This window comes from Bartonella sp. CE47NXGY, from assembly GCF_042195415.1.
GTDB lineage: Bacteria > Pseudomonadota > Alphaproteobacteria > Rhizobiales > Rhizobiaceae > Bartonella.
Genome location: NZ_JBHIOI010000002.1, coordinates 165,777 through 188,183, shown reverse-complemented (window position 1 = coordinate 188,183; position 22,407 = coordinate 165,777). Strand labels below are relative to the sequence as shown.

Here is a 22,407-nt window from a genome sequence, read left to right as displayed (position 1 = left end):
TTTTGCTATCAAAAAGCCCCTTGATATATTATTGGTATATTAGGGGCTTTTTTCCTTTAGACGACTTTTGCGGCATGATAAGCCGCAAGCATTGCAATATTGACAACATCTGTATCGCTCCCACTAAACGGTACAATTTGGACAGATTTTTCCAATCCAATTAAAATAGGACCAATGATAGTTGCTTCACCGAGTTCTTGTAACATTTTGCTTGCAATGGAAGATGCGTGATATCCAGGCATAACCAAAATGTTAGCAGGCTCCGTTAATCCCATAAATGGATATTGCTGCATCAATTTGGAATTGAGCGCCACATCAGCGCTTATTTCTCCATCAAACTCAAAATCAACCTTGCGTTCGTGCAAAATATTAATTGCATCCTGAATTTGCTGCGTCGTCTGCCCTTTCATGTAGCCAAACGTAGAAAATGCTAAAAATGCTACCCGTGGTTGATACCCAAATCCACGTACAAACGAAGCTGTTTGTTCCGCTATATCAGCAAATTCTTCAGCATTAGGATTTTCATAAACAGCTGTATCGGCAATAAACACAGTTCGGCCACGGCAAATGGCCATTGAAATACCAATCAATCGTTCTTTTGGTTTTTCATCAATTGCCCGACGTATATCGATCAACGCTGTTTCATAATTGCGTGTCACCCCTGTAACCATTGCATCAGCATCTCCTAGTGCCACCATACACGCAGCAAAATAATTGCGATCATTATTGATACGACGATGACAGTCACGCAACAGCCAGCCTTGACGCTGCATCTTTTTATAAAGATAATTCGCATAAGCATCTGTACGGCAAGAAAGCTTGGCATTTATAATAGAAATACCTTCACGCTCCAAATCAATTCCAGCGATAACAGCTGCTTCTCTTATTTGCTCTTCCCGACCAACCAAAATCGCTTGTCCTAATTTTTGATGAACATAAGAAACGGCTGCCCGCATAACTTGTTCTTCTTCACCTTCTGCAAAAACAATTTGTTTTGGCGCTTGACGAACGTGGTTATAAACCCCACGCATTATCGAAGAAGTAGGATCACGCCTCGCATTTAAATCACGCTCATAGGCCTCTAAATCATCTATGTTCTTTTGTGCAACACCGCTTTCCATTGCTGCTTTTGCTACCGCTATTGAAACAACTGTGAACAAACGCGGATCAAAAGGAACGGGAATGATATAATTAGGACCAAATTTTAATCGCTTTCCACGATAAGCTTCTGCAACGCTGTCAGGTACTTCCTCATGCGCTAAATCGGCAAGAGCCCTTGCCGCAGCAATCTTCATGTCTTCATTAATAACTGTTGCACGCACATCAAGCGCACCACGAAATATATAAGGAAAACAGAGAACATTATTAATCTGATTTGGATAATCGGAACGCCCTGTTGCAACAATAGCATCATGACGCACTTGCATAACCTCTTCCGGTGTAATTTCTGGATCGGGATTGGCCATAGCAAAAATGATCGGCTGCGGCGCCATGGATTTTACCATTTCAGGGGTAAGAGCACCTTTAGCAGAAACCCCGAAAAATATATCTGCTCCTTCCATTGCTTCCATAAGCGTACGTTTATCCGTTTGAATAGCATGCGCAGATTTCCACTGATTCATTCCCTCTTTACGACCTTCATAGACCACACCCTTTGTATCACATAATATGATATTTTCAGAACGAAAGCCCATTGCTTTAATCAGTTCAATACAAGCAATCCCAGCAGAACCAGCACCATTACAGACTAACCGCGTATTTTGCATATCGCGCCCTGTTAAAGTCAAAGCATTGAGAACACCCGCAGCAACAATAATCGCTGTACCATGTTGATCATCGTGAAAAACAGGTATATTCATCACCTCGCGTAGGCGGCTTTCAATCATAAAGCACTCTGGCGCCTTAATGTCTTCAAGATTAATTCCACCAAAAGAAGGTTCTAAATGGCGCACCAAATTGATAAAACTTTCTGTATCGTTTATATCAATTTCTAAATCAATGGAATCAATATCCGCAAAACGCTTAAACAACACTGCTTTGCCTTCCATGACCGGCTTAGAGGCAAGTGCACCTAAATTGCCTAACCCTAAAATAGCGGTTCCATTTGAAATAACAGCAACAAGATTACCTTTTGCTGTATAATCATAAGCTAGCGCTGGATTTTGAGCAATTGCCTTAACTGGAACGGCAACACCTGGTGAATAAGCAAGTGCTAAATCATGCTGTGTTGCCATAGACTTTGTTGCAATAATCTCAAGCTTTCCTGGTCGACCACGACTATGAAAATCTAGAGCTTCTCTTTCGCTCGCACTGTAAACAGTTTGAGACATTTTCTGATCCTGCTCGCTCTTTTTCATCTCACTTTATTTTCTCCAAAAACAGTGTAAATTTTGCTTGATAATGCGTATAGTCATTAAATTTGATTCATATATTAGAAATCGCTATTCTTGCCTTAGCAAATCTGATGATGCGTTGCAATTTAGAGATAAATAGATATTGAAGTAAACAAAAAAGAGTAAAAACTTCACTTAAAGGAAACAGGCCTCGTACAAATGGATAAAAAAAACAATCATAAAAATAATTTAATTCCACAGCCTGCCTCCCCATCTGCTTCCTCTCAAGAACGTCTTACACCTATGATGGAGCAGTACATAGAAATCAAAGCCGTCCATCATGATTCCCTTCTCTTTTACCGAATGGGGGATTTTTATGAATTATTTTTTAATGATGCGATTGAAGCTGCTCAGGCTTTAGGAATCACACTCACAGCACGCGGAAAACATTTAGGACAAGATATTCCTATGTGTGGTGTTCCCGTTCATGCTGCAGATGATTACTTACAAAAACTGATTGCTTGTGGTTACCGAGTTGCTGTTTGTGAACAAATAGAAGATCCTGCTGAAGCAAAAAAACGTGGCTCAAAATCTGTTGTTCGGCGTGATGTTGTTCGTCTTGTAACACCTGGAACAATAACAGAAGAAAAACTCCTTGATCCAACACGCGCAAATTATTTGATGACACTTTCCCGTATAAAAACCAATGATGGAGAGGAATTTGCTCTTTCTTGGATTGATATCTCAACAGGCATATTTCGTGTAACAGAGAGCCGCCAAGAAAAACTTTTAGCAGATATTATGCGTGTGGATCCACAAGAAATCATTGTTTCTGATTCATTTTTTCATGATAAATCTCACAAGTCACTTTTTAGTGTTCTTGATCGTATCGTTTCACCTCAACCTGCTTGTCTCTTTGATGCACTCACCGCTGAACGCGATATTTGCAATTATTTTAAACTCTCAACTCTTGAAGGCGTTGCCGATTATTCACGCTGTGAACTCTCTGCAATTGTAGCTGCTATTCGTTATATCGAAAAAACACAAATCACGCATCGCCCTCCCCTCATGCAGCCTGAACGCCAAAATGAAAGTGCAACTCTTTTTATTGATGCCGCAACCAGACTAAGCCTTGAACTTATTCGAACGACATCAGGTCAACGGGATGGAAGTTTATTAAAAGCTATTGATCGCACTGTAACAGGAGGAGGATCACGCCTTCTTATTGACCGCCTTATTGCTCCCCTCACCACTCCTTCAGCTATTGATACGCGTTTGGATTCTATCGATTTTTTTCTACGTAATCCTTCTCTTGCAGAAGCGATAAAGCTTATTTTAAAGGGGGGACCAGATATGCCCCGCGCCGTTTCACGTTTGGCTCTTGGACGAGGAGGTCCCCGTGATATGGCGACAATCCAGCGTGGCTTTGAAATCATTCGTGAATTGCATCAACTTCTTGATAATGAGCTTCTGCCTCAAGAAATAAGTGATGTACAACAGGTGTTCTCAAACTTACCCACAGCGTTATACTTTCATTTAGAACAAGCATTAGCTGATGATCTCCCACTCCTTAAACGTGATGGTGGTTTTATTCGTTCCAATTATCATAAAGAGCTCGATGAAATGCGTGCTTTACGTGATGAATCTCGCCGTGTCATTGCTGAACTTCAAGCGCAATATGCCCAAGAAACAGATATTAAGACGCTTAAAATAAAGCATAATAATATTCTAGGTTATTTCATTGAAGTAACCAGCACACAAGCATCTGCTCTTACAAATAATCCACAAGCTAAAGCAAGTTTTATTCATCGGCAAACAATGGCAAACGCTATGCGTTTTACGACAACAGAGCTTGCTGACCTTGAAAGCCGTATTGCCCATGCTGCCAATCACGCATTGACACTTGAACTAGAGATTTTTGATATTCTCGTTCATGAAATTACCGAACAAGTTGATTTTATTCGTAAAGCCTCTGAAGCACTTGCTATTTTAGATGTCTCTGTCGCTTTAGCATATCTTGCTGAAGAACAAGGATATTGCCGCCCTAAAATTGATCTTTCACTTACCTTTCGCATTACAGCAGGACGCCATCCTGTCGTCGAGCAAGCACTCCGCAAACAAGCAGCAGAACCTTTTATTGCCAATAATTGTGATCTCTCTGTGCAAGAAAATCAGCAATATGCAGCAATCTGGCTGTTGACAGGGCCTAATATGGGAGGAAAATCAACTTTTTTGCGGCAAAATGCTCTTATTGCTATTATGGCGCAAATGGGGTCCTTCGTTCCAGCAACTTCAGCACATATTGGTGTCGTTGATCGCCTATTTAGTCGCGTTGGGGCTTCCGATGATCTTGCACGAGGGCGCTCAACCTTTATGATGGAAATGGTTGAAACAGCAACGATTCTCAATCATGCTAGCCACCATTCCCTTGTTATTCTTGATGAAATAGGACGTGGAACATCAACCTTTGATGGACTTTCTATTGCTTGGGCTGCTGTTGAATATCTCCATGAAGTTAACCATTGTCGTGCTATTCTTGCTACCCATTTTCATGAAATGACTGCACTTACCGAAAAACTTGACAGACTGCATAATGTAACCATGAAAGTCAAAAATTGGGATGGTGATGTAGTTTTTCTTCATGAGGTCACACCAGGAGCCGCTGACCGTTCCTATGGTGTACAAGTGGCAAAGCTTGCTGGACTTCCCCCAGCCGTTATTACACGAGCAACAGATGTACTCCATCAATTAGAACAAGGCGAAATGGCTGGAAAAGGACATAAACTCATTGATGATTTACCTCTCTTTTCTCTTAAAGCAACATCTCCCGTCAATGAAGAAAGAAACAAACATTGTGTTCTTCACGAAGCTTTAAAAAATATCCATCCCGATGAACTCTCTCCTAAACAAGCTTTAGAAGCAATTTACCACCTCAAACAGCTTGAAAAGAGTAACCCTTTATAGAAAACAGATGTTATTTTTTATTAAAAAACCTTCTTAATAGGAGATAACGTAACCATTTTTGATATACCACAGCATAAACAGTTATTTATCGTATTCCCATCGCTTTTCTACATAATATATTTTGATAAGTGTAATTGCCTATAGGCAAAACCCTATGCATTATATTTCATATTTCCTTAGATCAATATTGGCCCGTATACACAAAATTGGTCAATATCGACTATTTTTACAAGATAGTCGTTTTTTGTAAAGATTGTCATGAAATCTCCTCCACCTTGCAAATACGCCATATTTAGTGAATTATGCTTTTTCATGATCGATATTATTGTTATCATAGCAACATTTCTAGTTTAAAGCTGTTGGTGTTGAAATACCATCCCATTTTGCATAATAAATTCATGGATAATGGGTCTCGCATTTTCTTCACATTTTAAGTTATAAAGAGCTCTTTTACTGTTTTCATATGAAACATATAATCAGATATATCACAGCTGTACTTTATTTTCATAAACATCCTTCAACTCCTTCCCACACCTTAATGGATAAGGATTTTCATTCGAATCAAGTCTGCAAATAGTCCAGCTTCTAACGGATTTTCCTTGACTTCCTAATCATGTGCTTCTCTTAAACTCAAAGCTTTACAAACAAGTCTAAGAATATTCACCACACACTAAAAACACACTTAATATTTAAGGAAGATGCCGTATATCACAGCTCTAAATGACAGTGTTTTTACGGTACAACAAGATAATGCCACCAGTACAATAAATATCTTTCATAAATTATGAGTAATAAGAAATCATAATCTCATATAAGATTGGAATATGATATGAAAAGTAATTATACTGTATCTGTCTTACATAGCTGCTAAAATAAGCAATCTACCGCAGTTTTTAGTTGTATTGATAGCTTTTTAATCATACTCATCATGACTCGAAATATTCTGATAAGTTCATAAACTCATAAAATAATTAGCTTAGAATATCGTGCAAAAGATGCAAAAAATCAGAGCACTATCTCTATTCAACTCATCAAATATTACGTACTGCACCCTTTGCAGCAGATGTGGTCATCGCTGCATAGGCTTTGAGAGCCTTTGAAACTTTACGCTGACGCTTCTCAATCGGTTGCCAAGCGCCTTTTCCTTTTGCTTCCATCTTAGAACGGCGCTGCTTCATCTCAACGTCATCCACCAACATATGAATTCTACGATTTGGAATATCAATTTCTATGATATCCCCCTCTTCCACCAACGCAATTTCTCCTCCTTCAGCAGCTTCTGGTGAAATATGTCCTATTGAGAGCCCTGAACTTCCCCCTGAAAAACGTCCATCTGTAACAAGTGCACAAACCTTGCCTAATCCTTTAGATTTGAGATAACTCGTTGGATAAAGCATTTCTTGCATTCCAGGTCCACCACGTGGGCCTTCATAACGGATTAAAACAATTTCACCTGTTTTAATCTTATCAGTTAATATAGCTGAAACAGCTGAATCTTGGCTTTCAAAAATTCTTGCCGGACCTTTAAAAGTTAAAATTGATTGATCAACGCCTGCTGTTTTTACAATGCAGCCATCTTTTGCAAGATTTCCATAAAGAACTGCCAATCCCCCATCTTGTGAATATGCGTGTTCCCTATCGCGAATCACACCTTTTTCACGATCAAGGTCAAGGGTCTCATAGCGACAAGATTGACTAAAAGCTGTCTGTGTTGGAATACCACCTGGAGCGGCACGATAAAATGCATGAACTGTTGGCTCATTAGTTTGCTTTACATCCCAGCGGTAAAGAGCTTCTTTCATTGTTTTTGCGTGAACCGTATAAGTTGATGTATCAATGAGTCCTGCCGCATCCAGTTCACCTAAAAGCCCCATAATACCACCAGCGCGATGAACATCTTCCATATGTACATTTGCAACAGCAGGAGCAACCTTACATAAAACAGGAACACAACGTGAAAGATGATCAATATCCGTCATGGTAAAATCCACCTCACCTTCTTGCGCTGCAGCTAAAAGATGCAGTACTGTATTGGTTGATCCCCCCATGGCAATATCAACGGTCATTGCATTTTCAAAAGCCTTGCGTGAAGCAATAGAGCGCGGCAAAACTGTTTCATCATCTTCTTCATAATAACGTTTAACCAATGCAACAATCTGTTTTCCAGCTTCTTCAAAAAGCATTCGTCGATCTGCATGTGTTGCTAACATTGATCCATTTCCGGGAAGAGAAAGCCCCAATGCTTCCGTTAAGCAATTCATAGAATTGGCCGTAAACATTCCTGAACAAGAACCACATGTAGGACAAGCAGCACGCTCCATTTCAGCAACTTCTTCTTCTGAATTTTGTTCTGAAGCTGCTGCAACCATGGCATCGACCAAATCAACCGTTAGATCTTGATCCTTCCATTTAATCTTACCTGCTTCCATAGGACCGCCTGAAACAAAGATTGTCGGAATATTCAACCGTAAAGCAGCCATTAACATACCAGGTGTAATTTTGTCACAATTAGAAATACAAACAAGTGCATCTGCACAGTGTGCATTAACCATATACTCTACAGAATCAGCAATGATTTCACGTGAGGGCAACGAATAGAGCATTCCATCGTGCCCCATCGCAATTCCATCATCTACAGCAATGGTATTAAATTCTTTCGCAACACCACCGGCAACTGCTATCTGTTGTGCGACTAATTGCCCAAGATCTTTTAAATGAACATGCCCTGGTACAAATTGTGTAAAAGAATTCGCAATCGCAATAATGGGTTTACCAAAATCAGTATCTTTCATCCCTGTTGCACGCCAAAGTCCGCGGGCTCCTGCCATATTACGCCCGTGGGTTGATATTCTTGAACGGTAAGAAGGCATTATTTTTTTCCCCTCAAATAATTCCATTTTGCTTGTTGTGCTGTAACTTCATTATAAAAACAAGAGCTTTAATATTCAAAAGAGAAAAATACCTTGTACTGCGGCATTTGAAGCACAAAATTAAAAGCTCTGCATAAACTTTTTCATAAAGCCTTTGTTTTTTATTACCTGTTAGTCAACATCTAATCCCTGTGCAAGTCCACGTTTGAGATAAATATCAAAACGCTTCAGTATGACACGAACTGTTCCAGATTTTTGTATGCCAGATTTGGTTAGCATATTGCATCTATCTGTTTGCGTAATTTCTGGAATTGGAAAGAATATAAAGAAATCGTGATAAAAATCTATCATCTCCTTATAATTCAGCTTTACACCTTTCAAACGCATTCATAAAAATATCTTTTAAATAATGATGACGCATTATCTCATGCTTTTGTTTTTACACTCTTCAATACTGACACCATCATACATTTTTTTATCCCCATATCGTGAACGTCCTTGGTAATTGAGACAATTAAAAAGAGATATTTTTATTCCTTTCTTCAAGTGTTTTTATCCACATGGCTCTCCCTGCTTATGACATCAAGCAAGTGACTTTAATTGTTTCAATATAAGAAGATCTCAAATGAGAGAACCTTATGATATTCGGGACTCTCATTCCAGTTGTAAAAAATTAATTATGAATATAAATCAATACTTAATCTAATTATAACTCACATTACACCCTTTACGAAAAAATAGATAGAATTTATAAAGAGTACAGCTTTTTCTCGTAAGGTAATCTAGTGCAGAGTTACAATTTGTAGTTCATGCTCATTGGCTCCAGCAAGGGCGATAGAACGCTCATCGGATAAAATGATAGGATAACCTGTTTCACCAAAGAGAGCCCATATCGTAATGCCTGGGGTCATTGGTGGAAGATCTGGAAAGTTTTTAGCCAGATCATCTGTACAAACTTTTTTTAAATAGGCAATCTGTCCCGCATCAGAGTAGGATGTGTTCTGAAACGACAAGTTTTGTTTGTGTTCTCCCATTTCACTGTTCCTTTACGCCTTAACTTTTATGACTCACCACTACTGACTTTAATTGGAATCTGTTTTATTTCTTTTTTTAATTTTGGTTGATACAGATTAATTGATAAAAGACCATTTTTCAACTCTGCATTTGTAACATGCATCCCTTCCGCGAGAACAAAGGTTCGCTGGAATTGTCGCGCAGCTATACCCCGATATAAATATTGATGATTTTGGTTGTCTGTTTGTTTACCATGAATAACCAATTGATTGTCATCGAGTAAAATATTAAGATGGTTAATCTTAAATCCAGCAACAGCCAAAGTTATCCGGATATGATTTGCATCATCACTTTTATGCAAACGTTCAATATTATAGGCTGGGTAAGCCTCATCAGCTTTACCGATACGTTGCAATATTTTTTCTACGGTTTCAAACCCTAAAAGAAAAGGATTGGAGAAAGGCGTCACATGTGTCATTCATGAGTATCCTCTTTAAAACGGCTTTACTTGACCAACTCTATAAAAGTGTTCGCTGCACTCCTCTCATATGGCGAGCGTGAATGATAACTTCAAGAGAGAAGATTTAAGAGAGTTCAATGCCTCAAAGTAACATAAAATTATCAAAGGTGCGAAATTTATCTAGTATATTGTATAATAAAGATGAAATTGCGGAAATATTTCGCCGTTTTTCTGTGCAACGCCCAACACCTAAGAGTGATCTTAACTATATAAATACTTTTACACTTTTAGTTGCCGTTGTGCTTTCGGCTCAAGCGACAGATGTAAGCGTTAATAAAGCGACAAAAGAATTATTTTTCCTTGCTGATCAACCGGAAAAAATGGTTGCATTAGGGGAAGAAGAAATAGCAAATCATATCCGTTCAATTGGCCTTTGGCGTGCAAAAGCACGTAATGTTTATGCGCTTTGCAACTGTTTAATTAATCAATATGGTGGTCAAGTACCCGATACGCGTGAAGCACTCATGGCCCTTCCTGGAGTTGGGCGCAAAACGGCTAATGTGGTCTTGAATGTTGCTTTTGGTCAGCCTACATTGGCAGTAGATACACATATTTTTCGCTTAAGCAACCGTCTTGGTTTGGCGCCTGGAAAAACACCAGAAATTGTTGAGAAAAAATTATTAAAGATTATACCTGTTCATTATACTCGCCATGCGCATCATTGGCTGATTTTACATGGTCGCTATATTTGTCAAGCCCGTAAACCACAATGTACGCAATGCATTATTGCCGATTTATGTAAAGCAGCCATCAAAACAAATGCAATTCCAGCACCTTTGGTTGAGCTTCAAGACAATGGAGCGCCGATTTTTTTGTAATACGGTCTTGCTATTTTGTGTATACTAGCTTATGAAAACGTCTTTAAGAGCCGCCCGGCAGGGCATGCCGTGGCTGTTTAAATGCTTGTTCAAGCGTTGGTCCGCTTGAGTGAATAAAATGTTTGATTGAATAAATTAATGTACGGAGTAGCAAAATGCCCAAGATGAAGACCAAATCATCCGCTAAAAAGCGGTTTAAAATCACTGCGTCAGGCAAAATTAAAGTAGCAGCTGCCGGTAAGCGCCACGGCATGATTAAGCGTTCGAATAAATTTATTCGCGATGCACGTGGAACAATGGTTTTGTGTGAACAAGATGCTAAAAAAGTCATTCAGCATTATTTGCCGAATGGTATTTAAACCTTACGCTTTTGATTTTGAGGAGATTATAATATGGCTCGTGTGAAAAGAGGTGTGACAGCACACGCTAAGCACAAAAAAGTTCTTAAACAGGCTGAAGGTTTTTACGGTCGTCGTAAAAATACCATTCGTGCAGCTAAAGCAGCGGTTGATCGTTCAAAGCAATACGCTTATCGTGATCGCAAAAATAGGAAACGTACTTTCCGTTCTTTGTGGATTCAGAGAATTAATGCGGCTGTTCGCGCAGAAGGTTTAACTTATGGACGTTTTATTGATGGCTTATCAAAAGCCGGTATTGAGGTTGATCGTAAGGTTCTTTCAGATATAGCAATCCATGAGGCAGAAGCATTTTCTGCTTTAGTAGCTTCGGCAAAAAAAGCTTTAGAATATTTAAAAGATACGACACCTAATGCTTTCGAAGGCGCTGTCAAATAAGCCAGTCGTGTTCTCTTAAAGCATTCATTTATTCGAGGTCCCGTGCTGGCTATTGCGAGTGCGGGTTTTTCTTTATTAAAAAATAGGCAAAAATATGAATGATATTGAGCGTCTGGAACAAGAAATTTGTTTAGCCTTAGAGGCAGCAGGTGATGAACAAGCACTTGAAGAAGTGCGTATTGCAGCATTGGGTAAAAAAGGTAGTATCTCTGAAAAATTAAAAGAATTAGGAAAAATGGATGCTGGCGAGCGCCATAAAGTTGGACCAGTTCTTAATAGATTAAAAAATCGCATTTTAGAATTATGGGCACAAAAGCGTGATCTTCTGAAAAGACAGGCAATGGATGCCCGTCTTTCTCGTGAAAAAGTTGATGTTACCTTGCCTGTTCGCTCTTCACCTATAGAACGGGGACGCATTCATCCTATTTCACAAGTGATTGAGGAAATTATTGCCATTTATACAAAGTTGGGTTTTTCTCTTGCAGAGGGACCTGATATTGAAACAGATTATTATAATTTTACAGCATTGAATTTTCCTGAAGGGCATCCAGCGCGTGAAATGCATGATACCTTCTTTTTTGATGTTGATAAAATGGGAGAACGAAAATTATTGCGAACCCATACATCACCCGTACAAATTCGTACACTAGAAAAACAAAAAGCACCGATACGGATCATTATTCCTGGAAAAACTTACCGCATGGATTCGGATGCAACACATTCTCCCATGTTCCATCAGGTAGAAGGTCTTGTCATCGATAAAACCTCCACCATAGCCCATATGATGTGGCTACATGAAACCTTTTGTAAAGCATTTTTTGAAGTTCCCTCTGTAAAAATGCGTTTTCGTCCCTCTTTTTTCCCGTTTACCGAACCATCTATGGAGGTAGATATTCAATGTGATCGTTCTGGTTCAGAAGTAAAGTTCGGAGAAGGACAGGATTGGTTGGAAATTTTAGGATGCGGAATGGTGCATCCGCAGGTGTTGAAAAATGTTGGTTTAGATCCAGATGAATATCAAGGTTTTGCATGGGGCATGGGCATTGATCGTATTGCCATGTTGAAATACGGTATGCCTGATTTGCGGGCTTTTTTTGACGCTGACCTGCGTTGGTTAGACCATTATGGCTTTCGTTGCTTTGATATGCCTGCTTTTTTTCCTAATAGAAATGTGTGATCTTAGTCATCGCTTTCATGTGAGGTTTTAAAATGAAGTTTACATTGTCCTGGTTAAAAGATCACTTAGAAACAAATGCATCTTTGAATGAAATTTGTGAAAAATTAACCGCTATAGGTCTTGAGGTTGATTACGTTGATGATCGGTCTTCTTTAAAAGGTTTTGTGATTGCAAAAGTTTTAACAGCAATAAAGCATCCTGATGCAGATAAACTTCAAATTTTATCAGTCGATACAGGGACTTCCACACCTGTTCAAGTTGTCTGTGGAGCACCAAATGCACGCGCAGGTCTTGTTGGTGTTCTGGCACTACCAGGCACTTATATTCTAGGACTTGATGTAACATTATCTGTAGGAAAAATCCGAGGTGTTGAAAGTTTTGGGATGATGTGTTCACAAGCGGAGCTTGAATTATCAAATGAGCATGATGGGATTATTGAACTTCCAGAAGATGCACCTATTGGAGGTTCATTTGCAGCTTATGCTGGTTTAGATGATCCGGTTATTGATATTGGTTTGACCCCTAATCGTTCCGATTGCACAGGTGTTCGTGGTATTGCACGTGATCTTGCTGCCGCTGGAATGGGAAAATTAAAAGAATTATCCTTGTCAAAATTTGATCCTTCCTTTGAAACACCTCTCGATGTTTCATTAGATTTTTCGCAAGATTCATCATTATGTTTAGGTTTTGCTTGGCGTGAAGTGCGCAATGTTCAAAATGGTGCATCACCACAGTGGATGCAACAGCGTTTGAATGCAATTGGTCTGAGACCGATTAATGCGCTTGTTGATATGACCAATTACATCAGTTTTGACCTTGGTCGTCCGCTCCATGTTTTTGATGCAGATAAAATTAAAGGTAATTTGTGTGTACGTTGCGCGCGTGAAGGAGAGCAGCTTCAAGCACTGAACGGAAAAATCTATCATCTGGGCCCTAAGAATTGTGTCATTGCAGACGACGAGGGGGTTGTTTCGATTGCCGGTATCATGGGCGGAGAAAGAACGAGTTGTGATGAAACAACACATCGCGTTATTATTGAATCGGCGCTTTGGGATGCGCGAAGCATTGCACAAACAGGAAGAGCATTAGGTCTTATCAGTGATGCACGTTATCGATTTGAACGAGGTGTTGACCCGGCTTTTATAGAAACAGGACTTGAGATTGCAACAGAATTGGTCTTACGTCTTTGTGGTGGTGAAGTATCTAAAAAGAAGATCGTTGGCTATCAGCAACAAGAAATCAAACAAATCGCTTTTCCTTTTTCTGAAATTAAACGTTTAACAAATTTGGAAATAGAACCTGAAAAAGTCATCTCTATTTTAACAAAACTTGGATTTTTTGTTGAAGGAAAAGGAGAAGTCGTTACGGTAAAAGTACCATCATGGCGCCCTGATATTATGGGTAAAGCCGATTTGGTGGAAGAGGTTATGAGAATTTATGGGTTAGATAAAATTAAACCTATTCCTTTGGAAAACTTTGCAGAAGGAAAAGATCAAATTTTAACATGCGCACAAATTCGTTCACGTGCTACACGTTTGGCTCTAGTGCAACGTGGTATGAAAGAAGCGGTGACATGGTCTTTTATTTCTGAAAATCAAGCTCTTGCTTTTGGAGGAGGTCAAGAAGAGCTTAAATTAGTTAATCCTATTGCTGCTGATATGTCAATGATGCGTCCTTCCCTTTTACCTGGCTTGATTATGGCGGCACAAAGAAATGCTGATCGTGGTTTTTCCGATCTTGCTTTGTTTGAAGTTTCAAGTATTTATGAGGGCGACACCCCTGATAAACAACACCGTGTTGTTAGTGGAATTCGTCGCGGAACAGAGCAATTTAAAGGGGCTGGGCGTTTTTGGAATGGAAATGCAACCGTCGTTGATGTTTTTGATGCCAAAGCAGATGCTTTAGCTATTTTAGAAGCATGCGATATGGATGTTGGGAAAGTGCAGATTGAAGTTGGAGCACCGGATTGGTATCATCCTGGTCGTTCAGGTGTCATAAAACTTGGATCAAAGATTATTCTTGGTTTTTTTGGTGTTTTTCATCCTGCTACATTAGAAAAGTTAGATGTCAGTGGCCCTTTATGCGGCTTTGAAATTTTTCTAGATCGAATTCCAGAATCAAAGAAAAAAACGACCAAAAGCCGTCCTCCTTTGAAACTCTCACCTTTTCAAATGGTGCGGCGTGATTTTGCCTTTATAGCGGATAAAACTGTTGCCTCTTCTCTTATTATTCGTGCGGCAGGTGGAGCCGATAAAAAACTTATTCATTCAGTGCAGGTTTTTGATATTTTTGAAGATTTAAGCTTTGGTGAAGATAAAAAATCTGTCGCAATTGAAGTAACTATTCAGCCCATAGAACGGACTCTAACAGATGAAGATTTAGAAAAGCTTGCCTCAAAAATCGTGGATAATGTTACCAAAATGACAGGTGCATATTTGCGCTACTGAGTATTCTCATTTTTTATGAGATATTTTACATGAAGTGGGAGCTTGTTTGAGTACTCCCTTTTTGTTTAGCACTCAAGAGCTATAGAGCTTCTTGAAAGGGGATCTTATTACCAAAACAAGCTGCTTAAATCATCAGTTTTTTCAATATGAAAAAACTGTTTTTAAACATCTTGAAAAGTTATTTTTTCTCTTAATCCTTCATTGCAAATGTAAAAGATAACTGCTATTGCTAAATGATAATGCAAATTATTTGCAATAAAAAGAAGGCATATAAAGGAAAGAGAGAATCAATGAACGTAAGAACGTTTTTCACCATAGTTTTTGGAAGTGTTATTTTTTTTACACCCAATTTTGCTTTGTGTGCTGGTAAATTTAAAGCTGTTACGACATTCACTATCATTGCTGATATGGCACGCAATGTAGCAGGTGATGCCGCTGATGTTGAATCCATTACAAAACCAGGTGCGGAAATTCATGAATACCAACCCACCCCACGCGATCTTATGCGTGCTCAGGGAGCTAACCTTGTATTGTGGAATGGTTTAGAGTTAGAGCTTTGGTTTGAAAAGTTTTTTCAAAATATCAAGGATGTTCCAAGTGTTGTTGTTTCAAAAGGTATTGTACCCATTAAAATTGGTGAGGGCCCCTTTAGCGGTAAACCCAATCCTCATGCGTGGATGTCACCGACCTCTGCTTTGATTTACGTTGATAATATTCGCGATGCTTTTGTAAAATATGATCCTGAACATGCTGAAATTTATAAACAGAATGCTGAAATTTATAAACAGAAAATTCGTGCAACGATTGATCCAATTAGGGCTGAATTAGAAGCTGTACCGCAAGATAAACGTTGGCTTGTGACTAGTGAGGGGGCTTTTAGCTATTTGGCGCGTGATTTTGATCTAAAAGAACTTTATTTATGGCCCATCAATGCTGACCAACAAGGAACACCACAGCAGGTCAAGCATGTTATTGATATGGTTCGCAAATACAATATTCATGCAGTTTTTTCTGAAAGCACTATTTCCCCTGCGCCTGCTAAGCAGGTTGCCAGAGAAACAGGAGCTAAATACGGTGGTGTTCTTTATGTTGATTCTTTAAGTGAGAAAAATGGTGAGGTACCCACTTATATTGATTTATTACGTGTCACGAGTGGGCGTATTAGCAATGCTTTAGTAGAGGGAGTAAAAAACCAATGACGGAATGTGGAATTTTTGCCCAAGGAGTAACGGTAACATATCGTAATGGACATACAGCTTTACGCGAAGTGAATTTTGAAAGTCCAAAGGGTTCTATTACGGCATTGGTTGGTGTTAATGGATCCGGTAAGTCAACGTTATTTAAAGCGATTATGGGGTTTGTACGCCCCTCAAAGGGAAAAATTCGTATGTTTGATTTGCCCGTTGATATAGCTTTGAAAAAAAATCTTATTGCTTATGTTCCTCAAAGTGAAGATGTTGATTGGAATTTTCCTGTCTTGGTTGAAGATGTTGTATTGATGGGGCGGTACGGTCATATGAATTTCTTTCGCTATGCCCGTACACAAGATTATGAGGCCGTTCGTATTGCCTTAGAACGCGTTGATATGTTGGCTTTTGCCAAGCGCCAAATTGGAGAACTTTCTGGTGGACAGAAAAAGCGTGTTTTCCTAGCGCGCGCGCTTGCACAGAAAGCAAAAGCTATTTTATTAGATGAGCCGTTTACAGGGGTTGACGTTACAACAGAAGATAAAATCATTGCTTTGTTACAAGATCTCCGTAAAGAAGGAGCAGTGATCTTGGTTTCAACTCACAATTTGGGTTCTGTTCGCGAATTTTGTGATCATACAGTTTTAATAAAAGGTACTGTTTTAGCTTCTGGGTTAACAGAAAAAATCTTTACAAAGGAAAATCTGGAGAAAACTTTTGGAGGGTCTTTGCATCACCATATTTTTGATCTTCAAACCACAAAAAAAAATGATGTTTTCATGGGAAGAAAGCAGTCTAGCGTTTGTGAAGATATTGAAAGAGTGGAGCACGTTGCATGATTTCTTGGTTGCTTGAGCCACTGAGCTATCAATATATGGTGAATGCAATGTGGGTTTCTGGGTTAGTTGGGTGTGTTTGTGCCTTTCTTTCAGCTTTTTTGATGTTAAAAGGTTGGTCATTGATTGGTGATGCACTTTCCCATTCGATTGTTCCTGGTGTAGCAGGAGCTTACCTTTTAGGGTTACCTTTTTCACTCGGCGCTTTTTTTTCTGGTGGTCTTGCAGCAGCAGCAATGCTCTTTTTTAACCACCGGACAAAGCTTAAAGAAGATACCATTATTGGGCTCATTTTTTCTTCCTTTTTTGCCTTTGGGTTGTTTCTCAAATCATTAAAACCAATGGCTGTTAATATTGATACGATTGTTTTGGGAAATATTTTAGCAGTGAGTTCAACAGATATTCTACAATTGGCTTTTATCGGCTTTGTTTCGTTGCTTATATTGCTTTTGAAATGGAAAGATCTTCTTGTGTCATTATTTGATGAAACGCATGCGCATGCCATTGGATTAAACGTAAAATTTTTAAAGATTCTCTTTTTCACATTGCTTGCCGCTTGTACTGTTGCTGCGATGCAAACCGTTGGAGCATTCTTAGTCATTTGTCTTGTTGTGACACCTGGGGCAACGGCCTATCTTTTAAGTGATCGTTTCGTGAACATCTTGGTTATTGCAGTTGTAATTGGAACCTTCACAAGTGTCTTGGGTGTTTATGTGAGTTATTTTTTGAATGCACAAACGGGGGGGGTTGTAGTGCTTTTTCAAGCATCTTTATTTGTTTTGGCTTTTATTTTTGCTCCTAAACATGGGTTTATTGCTGCGCGCTTACGCATAAATGCGGCAAAAAAGGGTGTAATATTATCATGATTGATCAATTACTGCTTCCATTTCAGTTTTCTTTTATGCTTAAGGGTATGCTTATTGTCATGATTCTTTCTATTCCCATGGCGATGCTTTCCTGTTTTCTTATTTTGAAAGGATGGGCGCTGTTAGGCGATGCCATTTCTCATGCAGTTTTTCCAGGTGTTGTTGTTGGTTATATGACAACACCATGGGTAATCGCATTTTTAACTTCTTTGCCATTTGCTTGGTTTCAGCATATGCGTCCAGAGAATATTACAATGACTTTGATTACTTGCGGTGCTTTTGTTGCAGGAATGGTGTGTGCACTATTAACGGGTTTTTTAGGGAGCAATAGCCGTATCAAACAGGACACGGTGATGGGTGTGGTCTTTTCTTCAATGTTTGGTTTGGGGCTTGTTTTAGCCACGTCTATTTATAGTAGCTTAGATTTGAATCATATTCTATTTGGTAATCTCTTGGGTGTTAACTGGCTTGATATAACGCAGACGGCAATCATTTCTGCTGTTGTCACTTTTATTTTAGCAGCAAAATGGCGCGACTTTATGCTGTATATTTTTGACACAGTTCAAGGACGTGCAATGGGGTTACCAATATCTCTACTCCACTATACCCTGCTAACGATGATTTCTCTTACAATTGTTGCGGCTTTGAAAGCTGTAGGTATCGTACTCGTTATTTCTTTACTGATAGCACCAGGAGCAATTGCCTATCTTGTCACAAAGCGGTTTTCTTTTATGTTAATGATCGCGATACTTGTTGCAGCTTTTTCTGGTTTTTTAGGGATTTATCTCAGCTTATTTATCGGCTCTGATTCTGCTTCCACAATTGTGTTGATCTTGACGTTGATTTTTATGGCTATTTTCATGATGATTTTCTTTCGTCGAAACACAGTTCAAGAGACTTGAAAGTGTTAAAATTCATGCATATCAGCCATGCATTTTTATATATTGTTTCTCATTTTTATTTTAATTAGAGTTTGGGGTGCTAGGTTATTTTTCCTCCTAATATCTAGCAGGTGAATGCAGTAAATTTTCTCCCCCCCCCCAACACTGCATTCTTAATTAAGAGGCTGCATTGATTTTTTCTGCAGCCTTTTTATTTTTTTGTTTTTCTAAAATCTCTCCTCTTTTCTTGAAATCATTTAAAATGATTATAATATTGTGTAAGCTATTCGGTATTTTCAAGGAACTTATAACAGCAAAGACACTTACGCATGAAGGGGTAGAGCGTAATTGTACACTCAGACATGTAAACAGAAAAAAACAGATACAATGTTTTTGTATAGGGTTTTGCGTAGAGGAAAATAGTACGAGAAAATGAAAAAAGATTTGAAGATATCGCACCCTTTACGTATCTGCTATTATATAGCAGGGTGGGCGATGGTTATATTAGGTATTATCGGTGTCGTATTACCTATTATGCCAACTGTGCCTTTTTTATTGGTTGCCTCATGGTGTTTTACGCGTTCTTCTCCACGTTTTCATCAATGGTTGAATAATCATCGTATTTTTGGTCCCCCTATTAAGCGATGGGAAGAAAAAAAAGCAATCTCTCCATTCGTTAAAGTTTTTGCAATGATGAGTATGACAGGAGGATTTTTATCCTTTTTTGTAATGCTACACCCTCCTTTGTGGATTTCTTTACTTGTTGCGGTTATATTATTGCTGATTGCCATTTATATTGTAACACGTCCATCTTCCTAATGATAAAAAAGGCTTTATGGGATACTCTTTTTAGCTTCAACTTATTTGTAAAAACTATGAGAACTTTTAAGTTTTGAATATAAGCTCTCCATTTCCAAAATGCATATGAAATAGCAAGCTTTTTGAACGCAATTAATTAATAATATGTTTGTGAAATAATTTTTATGAACACTCAAAATGTTCTCACTTGGTAAACAATGATAAATCACATTCATGGAAGAGAGTCATTATTTTTGTAAAGCATGTTTGTATGAATCTCTACATATACATCATTAAAAAGTCATTGATATGATAGTCATTTCTTTCTAAAAGACATTTCGTTTGTTTTCATATCTCTTAATGAGGATATAATACAAAGCTTACTAAACACCATCATTTTTATACTTATACAGTTAAGAAGCCGGTCTATTATATCAATCTTTAATGTTACATCTGTTATTAACTTAAGAATAATTCATAAGAAACAACAGAGTTTTTCAAATGGTTTTATATATACACGCATTCTTATTATAATATGCGAATAAATAATTTCTCTGTCTTTGTATAAAGCTTATTCGAAATAAAAATATTATTGCATTCTCTGTTTTTAATAAAGTCATGCCCCTCACGTAAAACAAAAGGTCTCCCAAATCATGTTATTTACACATTTATTTTAATGAAACATCTCCCAACACTTTACTCATTTCATAATAGCAGACCATACATGGATAAAGTAAAATCTCATTGTAACGTGTATAAAATCTATTTGAGCACCATCATCCTTGCCTTTCAAAATGCACACCAATAGTCACCATGCTATTTGTCATCCTCCAATTTTGCCTTAGTAATTCCTAATGCTACAATTATAGCTTGTCATCTGGTTTTGTATATTTTGACACTAGATTTTGTACCAATTTATTTTTTCAAAGAGTTTAAAGATGTTCTCAAAGGGTTTTGAAAGCCTTTTCTCATTTTTATTTATGGAAACGCACTTTTTTCTGATTTTCGGTAATTTTTGCAATTTTAGGTGTCAAAATCTATTTTGATAAAACGCGCATTGAATGGTCAAAATTGTACATAAAAACAACAAATTACCACGTATTCCTACTTAATCCAACCTCTTCCCACTTAGTATAAAACCTACTGTCAAACTACAACAATAACCCTTAGAACTTGAAAACCTTCATACATGCAAGGAGATGAGTGTGCTTGATTTAACAGGGTTAAAATGAGAAAATCTTCTTGGCTAAACTTCCTTGGCCCGTTAAGTATTTTTTTAATGCGTCGTAAATATTTTTAAGTCTTATCTATCGCGCCTTATGTAAGTGAAGCGTATGCGTGGTAGGCCAAGTAGAATCTGCTCAAAAACAGCCGAACTGTTTACAGACCAGCAAAGGTTAAGAATCCTCGTCCTTAGGGTAGGACAAAAATCAATCTTATAAACAATATGATGGATCAATATACTTGTTTTAAAGAACCGGAAACTATGTCTTTATAGGTCTAGCAATTCGTTTTTTATTACCAAAAAAATTGAGATAACGTTGTACTTCTTTTGAATCACCAATCGTTTTTTCAGGATTATCTGAAAGTTTTACGGCTGGTCGACCATTGGCATAGGTCACCTTACAAACAAGGGAAAGAGCATCAAGAGTTTCGATTTCCTGAGGTGCACAGCCTGTAAAATCATTGGTAAGATCCGTGCCCCATCCAAAACTCATGCGCACTTTACCATGGAAATGATGATAGGTTTTTTCAATTGTATTGACATCAAGAGCATCAGAAAAAATTAAAAGTTTTTTGCGTGGATCTTTTCCTTTTTCTTTCCACCATTGAATAATACGTTCACCACCTTCAATAGGAGGCGCACTATCGGGTCTGAAACCCGTCCAATCAGCGACCCAATCTGGTGCATTGCGTAAAAATTCTTCTGTACCAAAGGTATCAGGTAATACAATGAGAAGATTTCCACCATAATAACGATTCCAATCTTGCAAGACTTGATACGGAGCTCTGCGTAATTCATCATCATTGTTGCTGAGAGCCGCAATAACCATAGGCAATTCGTGTGCATTGGTTCCAAGAGCTTCTAAATCCGTATCCATGGCAAGAAGAACATTAGAAGTTCCAGTAAAAGAATGACCAATGCCTTCTTTTAATGCTTCCACACACCAGCGCTGCCATAAAAAAGAATGGCGACGCCTTGTCCCAAAGTCAGATATTTTAATATCAGGCAATTTTTTGAGACGTTCAACTTTACTCCACATTTTTGCTTTAGCACGCGCATAAAGTACATCAAGAGCAAAACGATCTAGTTTTTTGAGAGCAGCACGTGAACGTAATTCACTAATAATAGCAAGGGCAGGAATTTCCCACATGGAACTATGGGCCCAGGGTCCATGAAAATGAAGGATATATTGGCCATCTTTGCGGGTGAGTTCATATTCTGGAAGTTGAAAATTCTCAAGCCACTGAAGAAAATCCGGTTCAAAAATTTGTTTGCGTCCATAAAATGTATTACCAGCAAGCCAAATCATTTCTTTTTTTGTAAAGCGCAAACTAAGAGCATGATCAAGTTGGGCACGCAATTCACTCTCATCAATATCGTCGGCAAGACGTATTGTTTTAGAGCGATTTATGAGGGAAAAAGTAACATTAACATTAGGATATAACCCCCAAATCATCTGCACCATTAGAAGCTTATAAAAATCCGTATCAAGAAGTGACCGAATAATGGGATCAAGTTTCCAAGTGTGATTGTAAACACGTCTAGCAATATCCGGATGATTCATAACCTTTTTCTTTCATTTTCATAAAATCTAAAATATTATGCACCAACACGGCTAATATAGGCGGTGCAATATAACAACTCTACAGTTTTGGACAAGAATAAAAAGTCTGCTCT

16 protein-coding genes are annotated in these 22,407 nt (G+C 38.3%); 11 read left to right on the top strand and 5 right to left on the bottom strand.

The annotated features are described in order from the left end of the window. Nucleotides 1-56: 56 nt before the first annotated feature. Complete coding sequence (locus tag ACFIL3_RS01865; protein WP_375611416.1) at nt 57-2,357, bottom strand: NADP-dependent malic enzyme; 2,301 nt, start codon at nt 2,355-2,357, stop codon at nt 57-59. Nucleotides 2,358-2,552: 195 nt separating this feature from the next. Here ACFIL3_RS01865 and mutS point away from each other — a divergent pair, with 195 nt between their 5' ends. Continuing rightward, nucleotides 2,553-5,297 (top strand): DNA mismatch repair protein MutS, encoded by a 2,745-nt coding sequence (mutS, locus tag ACFIL3_RS01860; RefSeq protein WP_375681793.1) that lies wholly within the window; start codon nt 2,553-2,555, stop codon nt 5,295-5,297. A gap of 1,031 nt (nt 5,298-6,328) precedes the next feature. Here the strand turns inward: mutS and ilvD are convergent. From ilvD to ACFIL3_RS01845, 3 genes are all read right to left on the bottom strand, one after another. Further along, entirely contained in the window at nt 6,329-8,167 is a 1,839-nt protein-coding gene (gene ilvD, locus ACFIL3_RS01855) for a dihydroxy-acid dehydratase (RefSeq protein ID WP_375611414.1), read from the bottom strand. A gap of 782 nt (nt 8,168-8,949) precedes the next feature. Beyond that, a complete protein-coding gene (locus ACFIL3_RS01850; RefSeq protein ID WP_012754519.1) occupies nt 8,950-9,201 on the bottom strand; it encodes a DUF1150 domain-containing protein in 252 nt (83 codons plus the stop codon). A gap of 26 nt (nt 9,202-9,227) precedes the next feature. Then, nucleotides 9,228-9,659, bottom strand: coding sequence for an Hsp20 family protein (locus tag ACFIL3_RS01845; protein ID WP_375612819.1), 432 nt, complete (start codon nt 9,657-9,659; stop codon nt 9,228-9,230). 119 nt (nt 9,660-9,778) lie between these two features. On the opposite strand from ACFIL3_RS01845, the gene nth reads away from it, so the two are divergent. The 10 genes from nth to ACFIL3_RS01795 all read left to right on the top strand — a co-directional run bounded on the left by nth (nt 9,779) and on the right by ACFIL3_RS01795 (nt 19,526). Beyond that, nucleotides 9,779-10,519 carry an endonuclease III gene (gene nth, locus ACFIL3_RS01840; RefSeq protein WP_375681792.1) on the top strand — a complete coding sequence of 247 codons (741 nt, stop codon included), beginning with the start codon at nt 9,779-9,781 and terminating at the stop codon, nt 10,517-10,519. A 155-nt stretch (nt 10,520-10,674) separates the two neighbouring features. Next, the gene (rpmI, locus tag ACFIL3_RS01835) at nt 10,675-10,878 is read left to right on the top strand and encodes a 50S ribosomal protein L35 (RefSeq protein ID WP_183193590.1); all 204 of its coding nucleotides are present in this window, start codon (nt 10,675-10,677) and stop codon (nt 10,876-10,878) included. A 33-nt stretch (nt 10,879-10,911) separates the two neighbouring features. Then, nucleotides 10,912-11,313, top strand: coding sequence for a 50S ribosomal protein L20 (rplT, locus tag ACFIL3_RS01830; protein ID WP_375635419.1), 402 nt, complete (start codon nt 10,912-10,914; stop codon nt 11,311-11,313). Nucleotides 11,314-11,407: 94 nt separating this feature from the next. Continuing rightward, nucleotides 11,408-12,490, top strand: a complete 1,083-nt coding sequence (pheS, locus tag ACFIL3_RS01825; protein ID WP_375681791.1) for a phenylalanine--tRNA ligase subunit alpha — start codon at nt 11,408-11,410, stop codon at nt 12,488-12,490. A gap of 32 nt (nt 12,491-12,522) precedes the next feature. Beyond that, entirely contained in the window at nt 12,523-14,937 is a 2,415-nt protein-coding gene (gene pheT, locus ACFIL3_RS01820; RefSeq protein WP_375681790.1) for a phenylalanine--tRNA ligase subunit beta, read from the top strand. A gap of 290 nt (nt 14,938-15,227) precedes the next feature. Continuing rightward, nucleotides 15,228-16,136: a metal ABC transporter substrate-binding protein gene (locus ACFIL3_RS01815; RefSeq protein ID WP_375611408.1), complete on the top strand. Its 909-nt coding sequence runs from the start codon at nt 15,228-15,230 to the stop codon at nt 16,134-16,136. After that, the gene (locus ACFIL3_RS01810) at nt 16,133-16,963 is read left to right on the top strand and encodes a manganese/iron ABC transporter ATP-binding protein (protein ID WP_375638161.1); all 831 of its coding nucleotides are present in this window, start codon (nt 16,133-16,135) and stop codon (nt 16,961-16,963) included. Before ACFIL3_RS01815 ends, ACFIL3_RS01810 begins: the two co-directional genes overlap by 4 nt. Further along, nucleotides 16,960-17,826, top strand: coding sequence for a metal ABC transporter permease (locus ACFIL3_RS01805; RefSeq protein ID WP_375611406.1), 867 nt, complete (start codon nt 16,960-16,962; stop codon nt 17,824-17,826). Before ACFIL3_RS01810 ends, ACFIL3_RS01805 begins: the two co-directional genes overlap by 4 nt. Further along, nucleotides 17,823-18,728, top strand: a complete 906-nt coding sequence (locus tag ACFIL3_RS01800; protein WP_273790250.1) for a metal ABC transporter permease — start codon at nt 17,823-17,825, stop codon at nt 18,726-18,728. Before ACFIL3_RS01805 ends, ACFIL3_RS01800 begins: the two co-directional genes overlap by 4 nt. Before the next feature lie 411 nt (nt 18,729-19,139). Beyond that, a complete protein-coding gene (locus tag ACFIL3_RS01795; protein WP_375611405.1) occupies nt 19,140-19,526 on the top strand; it encodes a YbaN family protein in 387 nt (128 codons plus the stop codon). 1,463 nt (nt 19,527-20,989) lie between these two features. Here ACFIL3_RS01795 and pncB read toward each other — a convergent pair. Continuing rightward, entirely contained in the window at nt 20,990-22,294 is a 1,305-nt protein-coding gene (gene pncB, locus ACFIL3_RS01790) for a nicotinate phosphoribosyltransferase (RefSeq protein ID WP_375611404.1), read from the bottom strand. Nucleotides 22,295-22,407: the final 113 nt, after the last annotated feature.

What these genes read in the sequence shown, in the direction of transcription:
- ACFIL3_RS01865 (WP_375611416.1), bottom strand. Translation starts at nt 2,357, where the DNA reads ATGAAAAAGAGCGAGCAGGATCAGAAAATGTCTCAAACTGTTTACAGT.
- mutS (WP_375681793.1), top strand. Translation starts at nt 2,553, where the DNA reads ATGGATAAAAAAAACAATCATAAAAATAATTTAATTCCACAGCCTGCC.
- ilvD (WP_375611414.1), bottom strand. Translation starts at nt 8,167, where the DNA reads ATGCCTTCTTACCGTTCAAGAATATCAACCCACGGGCGTAATATGGCA.
- ACFIL3_RS01850 (WP_012754519.1), bottom strand. Translation starts at nt 9,201, where the DNA reads ATGGGAGAACACAAACAAAACTTGTCGTTTCAGAACACATCCTACTCT.
- ACFIL3_RS01845 (WP_375612819.1), bottom strand. Translation starts at nt 9,659, where the DNA reads ATGACACATGTGACGCCTTTCTCCAATCCTTTTCTTTTAGGGTTTGAA.
- nth (WP_375681792.1), top strand. Translation starts at nt 9,779, where the DNA reads ATGCCTCAAAGTAACATAAAATTATCAAAGGTGCGAAATTTATCTAGT.
- rpmI (WP_183193590.1), top strand. Translation starts at nt 10,675, where the DNA reads ATGCCCAAGATGAAGACCAAATCATCCGCTAAAAAGCGGTTTAAAATC.
- rplT (WP_375635419.1), top strand. Translation starts at nt 10,912, where the DNA reads ATGGCTCGTGTGAAAAGAGGTGTGACAGCACACGCTAAGCACAAAAAA.
- pheS (WP_375681791.1), top strand. Translation starts at nt 11,408, where the DNA reads ATGAATGATATTGAGCGTCTGGAACAAGAAATTTGTTTAGCCTTAGAG.
- pheT (WP_375681790.1), top strand. Translation starts at nt 12,523, where the DNA reads ATGAAGTTTACATTGTCCTGGTTAAAAGATCACTTAGAAACAAATGCA.
- ACFIL3_RS01815 (WP_375611408.1), top strand. Translation starts at nt 15,228, where the DNA reads ATGAACGTAAGAACGTTTTTCACCATAGTTTTTGGAAGTGTTATTTTT.
- ACFIL3_RS01810 (WP_375638161.1), top strand. Translation starts at nt 16,133, where the DNA reads ATGACGGAATGTGGAATTTTTGCCCAAGGAGTAACGGTAACATATCGT.
- ACFIL3_RS01805 (WP_375611406.1), top strand. Translation starts at nt 16,960, where the DNA reads ATGATTTCTTGGTTGCTTGAGCCACTGAGCTATCAATATATGGTGAAT.
- ACFIL3_RS01800 (WP_273790250.1), top strand. Translation starts at nt 17,823, where the DNA reads ATGATTGATCAATTACTGCTTCCATTTCAGTTTTCTTTTATGCTTAAG.
- ACFIL3_RS01795 (WP_375611405.1), top strand. Translation starts at nt 19,140, where the DNA reads ATGAAAAAAGATTTGAAGATATCGCACCCTTTACGTATCTGCTATTAT.
- pncB (WP_375611404.1), bottom strand. Translation starts at nt 22,294, where the DNA reads ATGAATCATCCGGATATTGCTAGACGTGTTTACAATCACACTTGGAAA.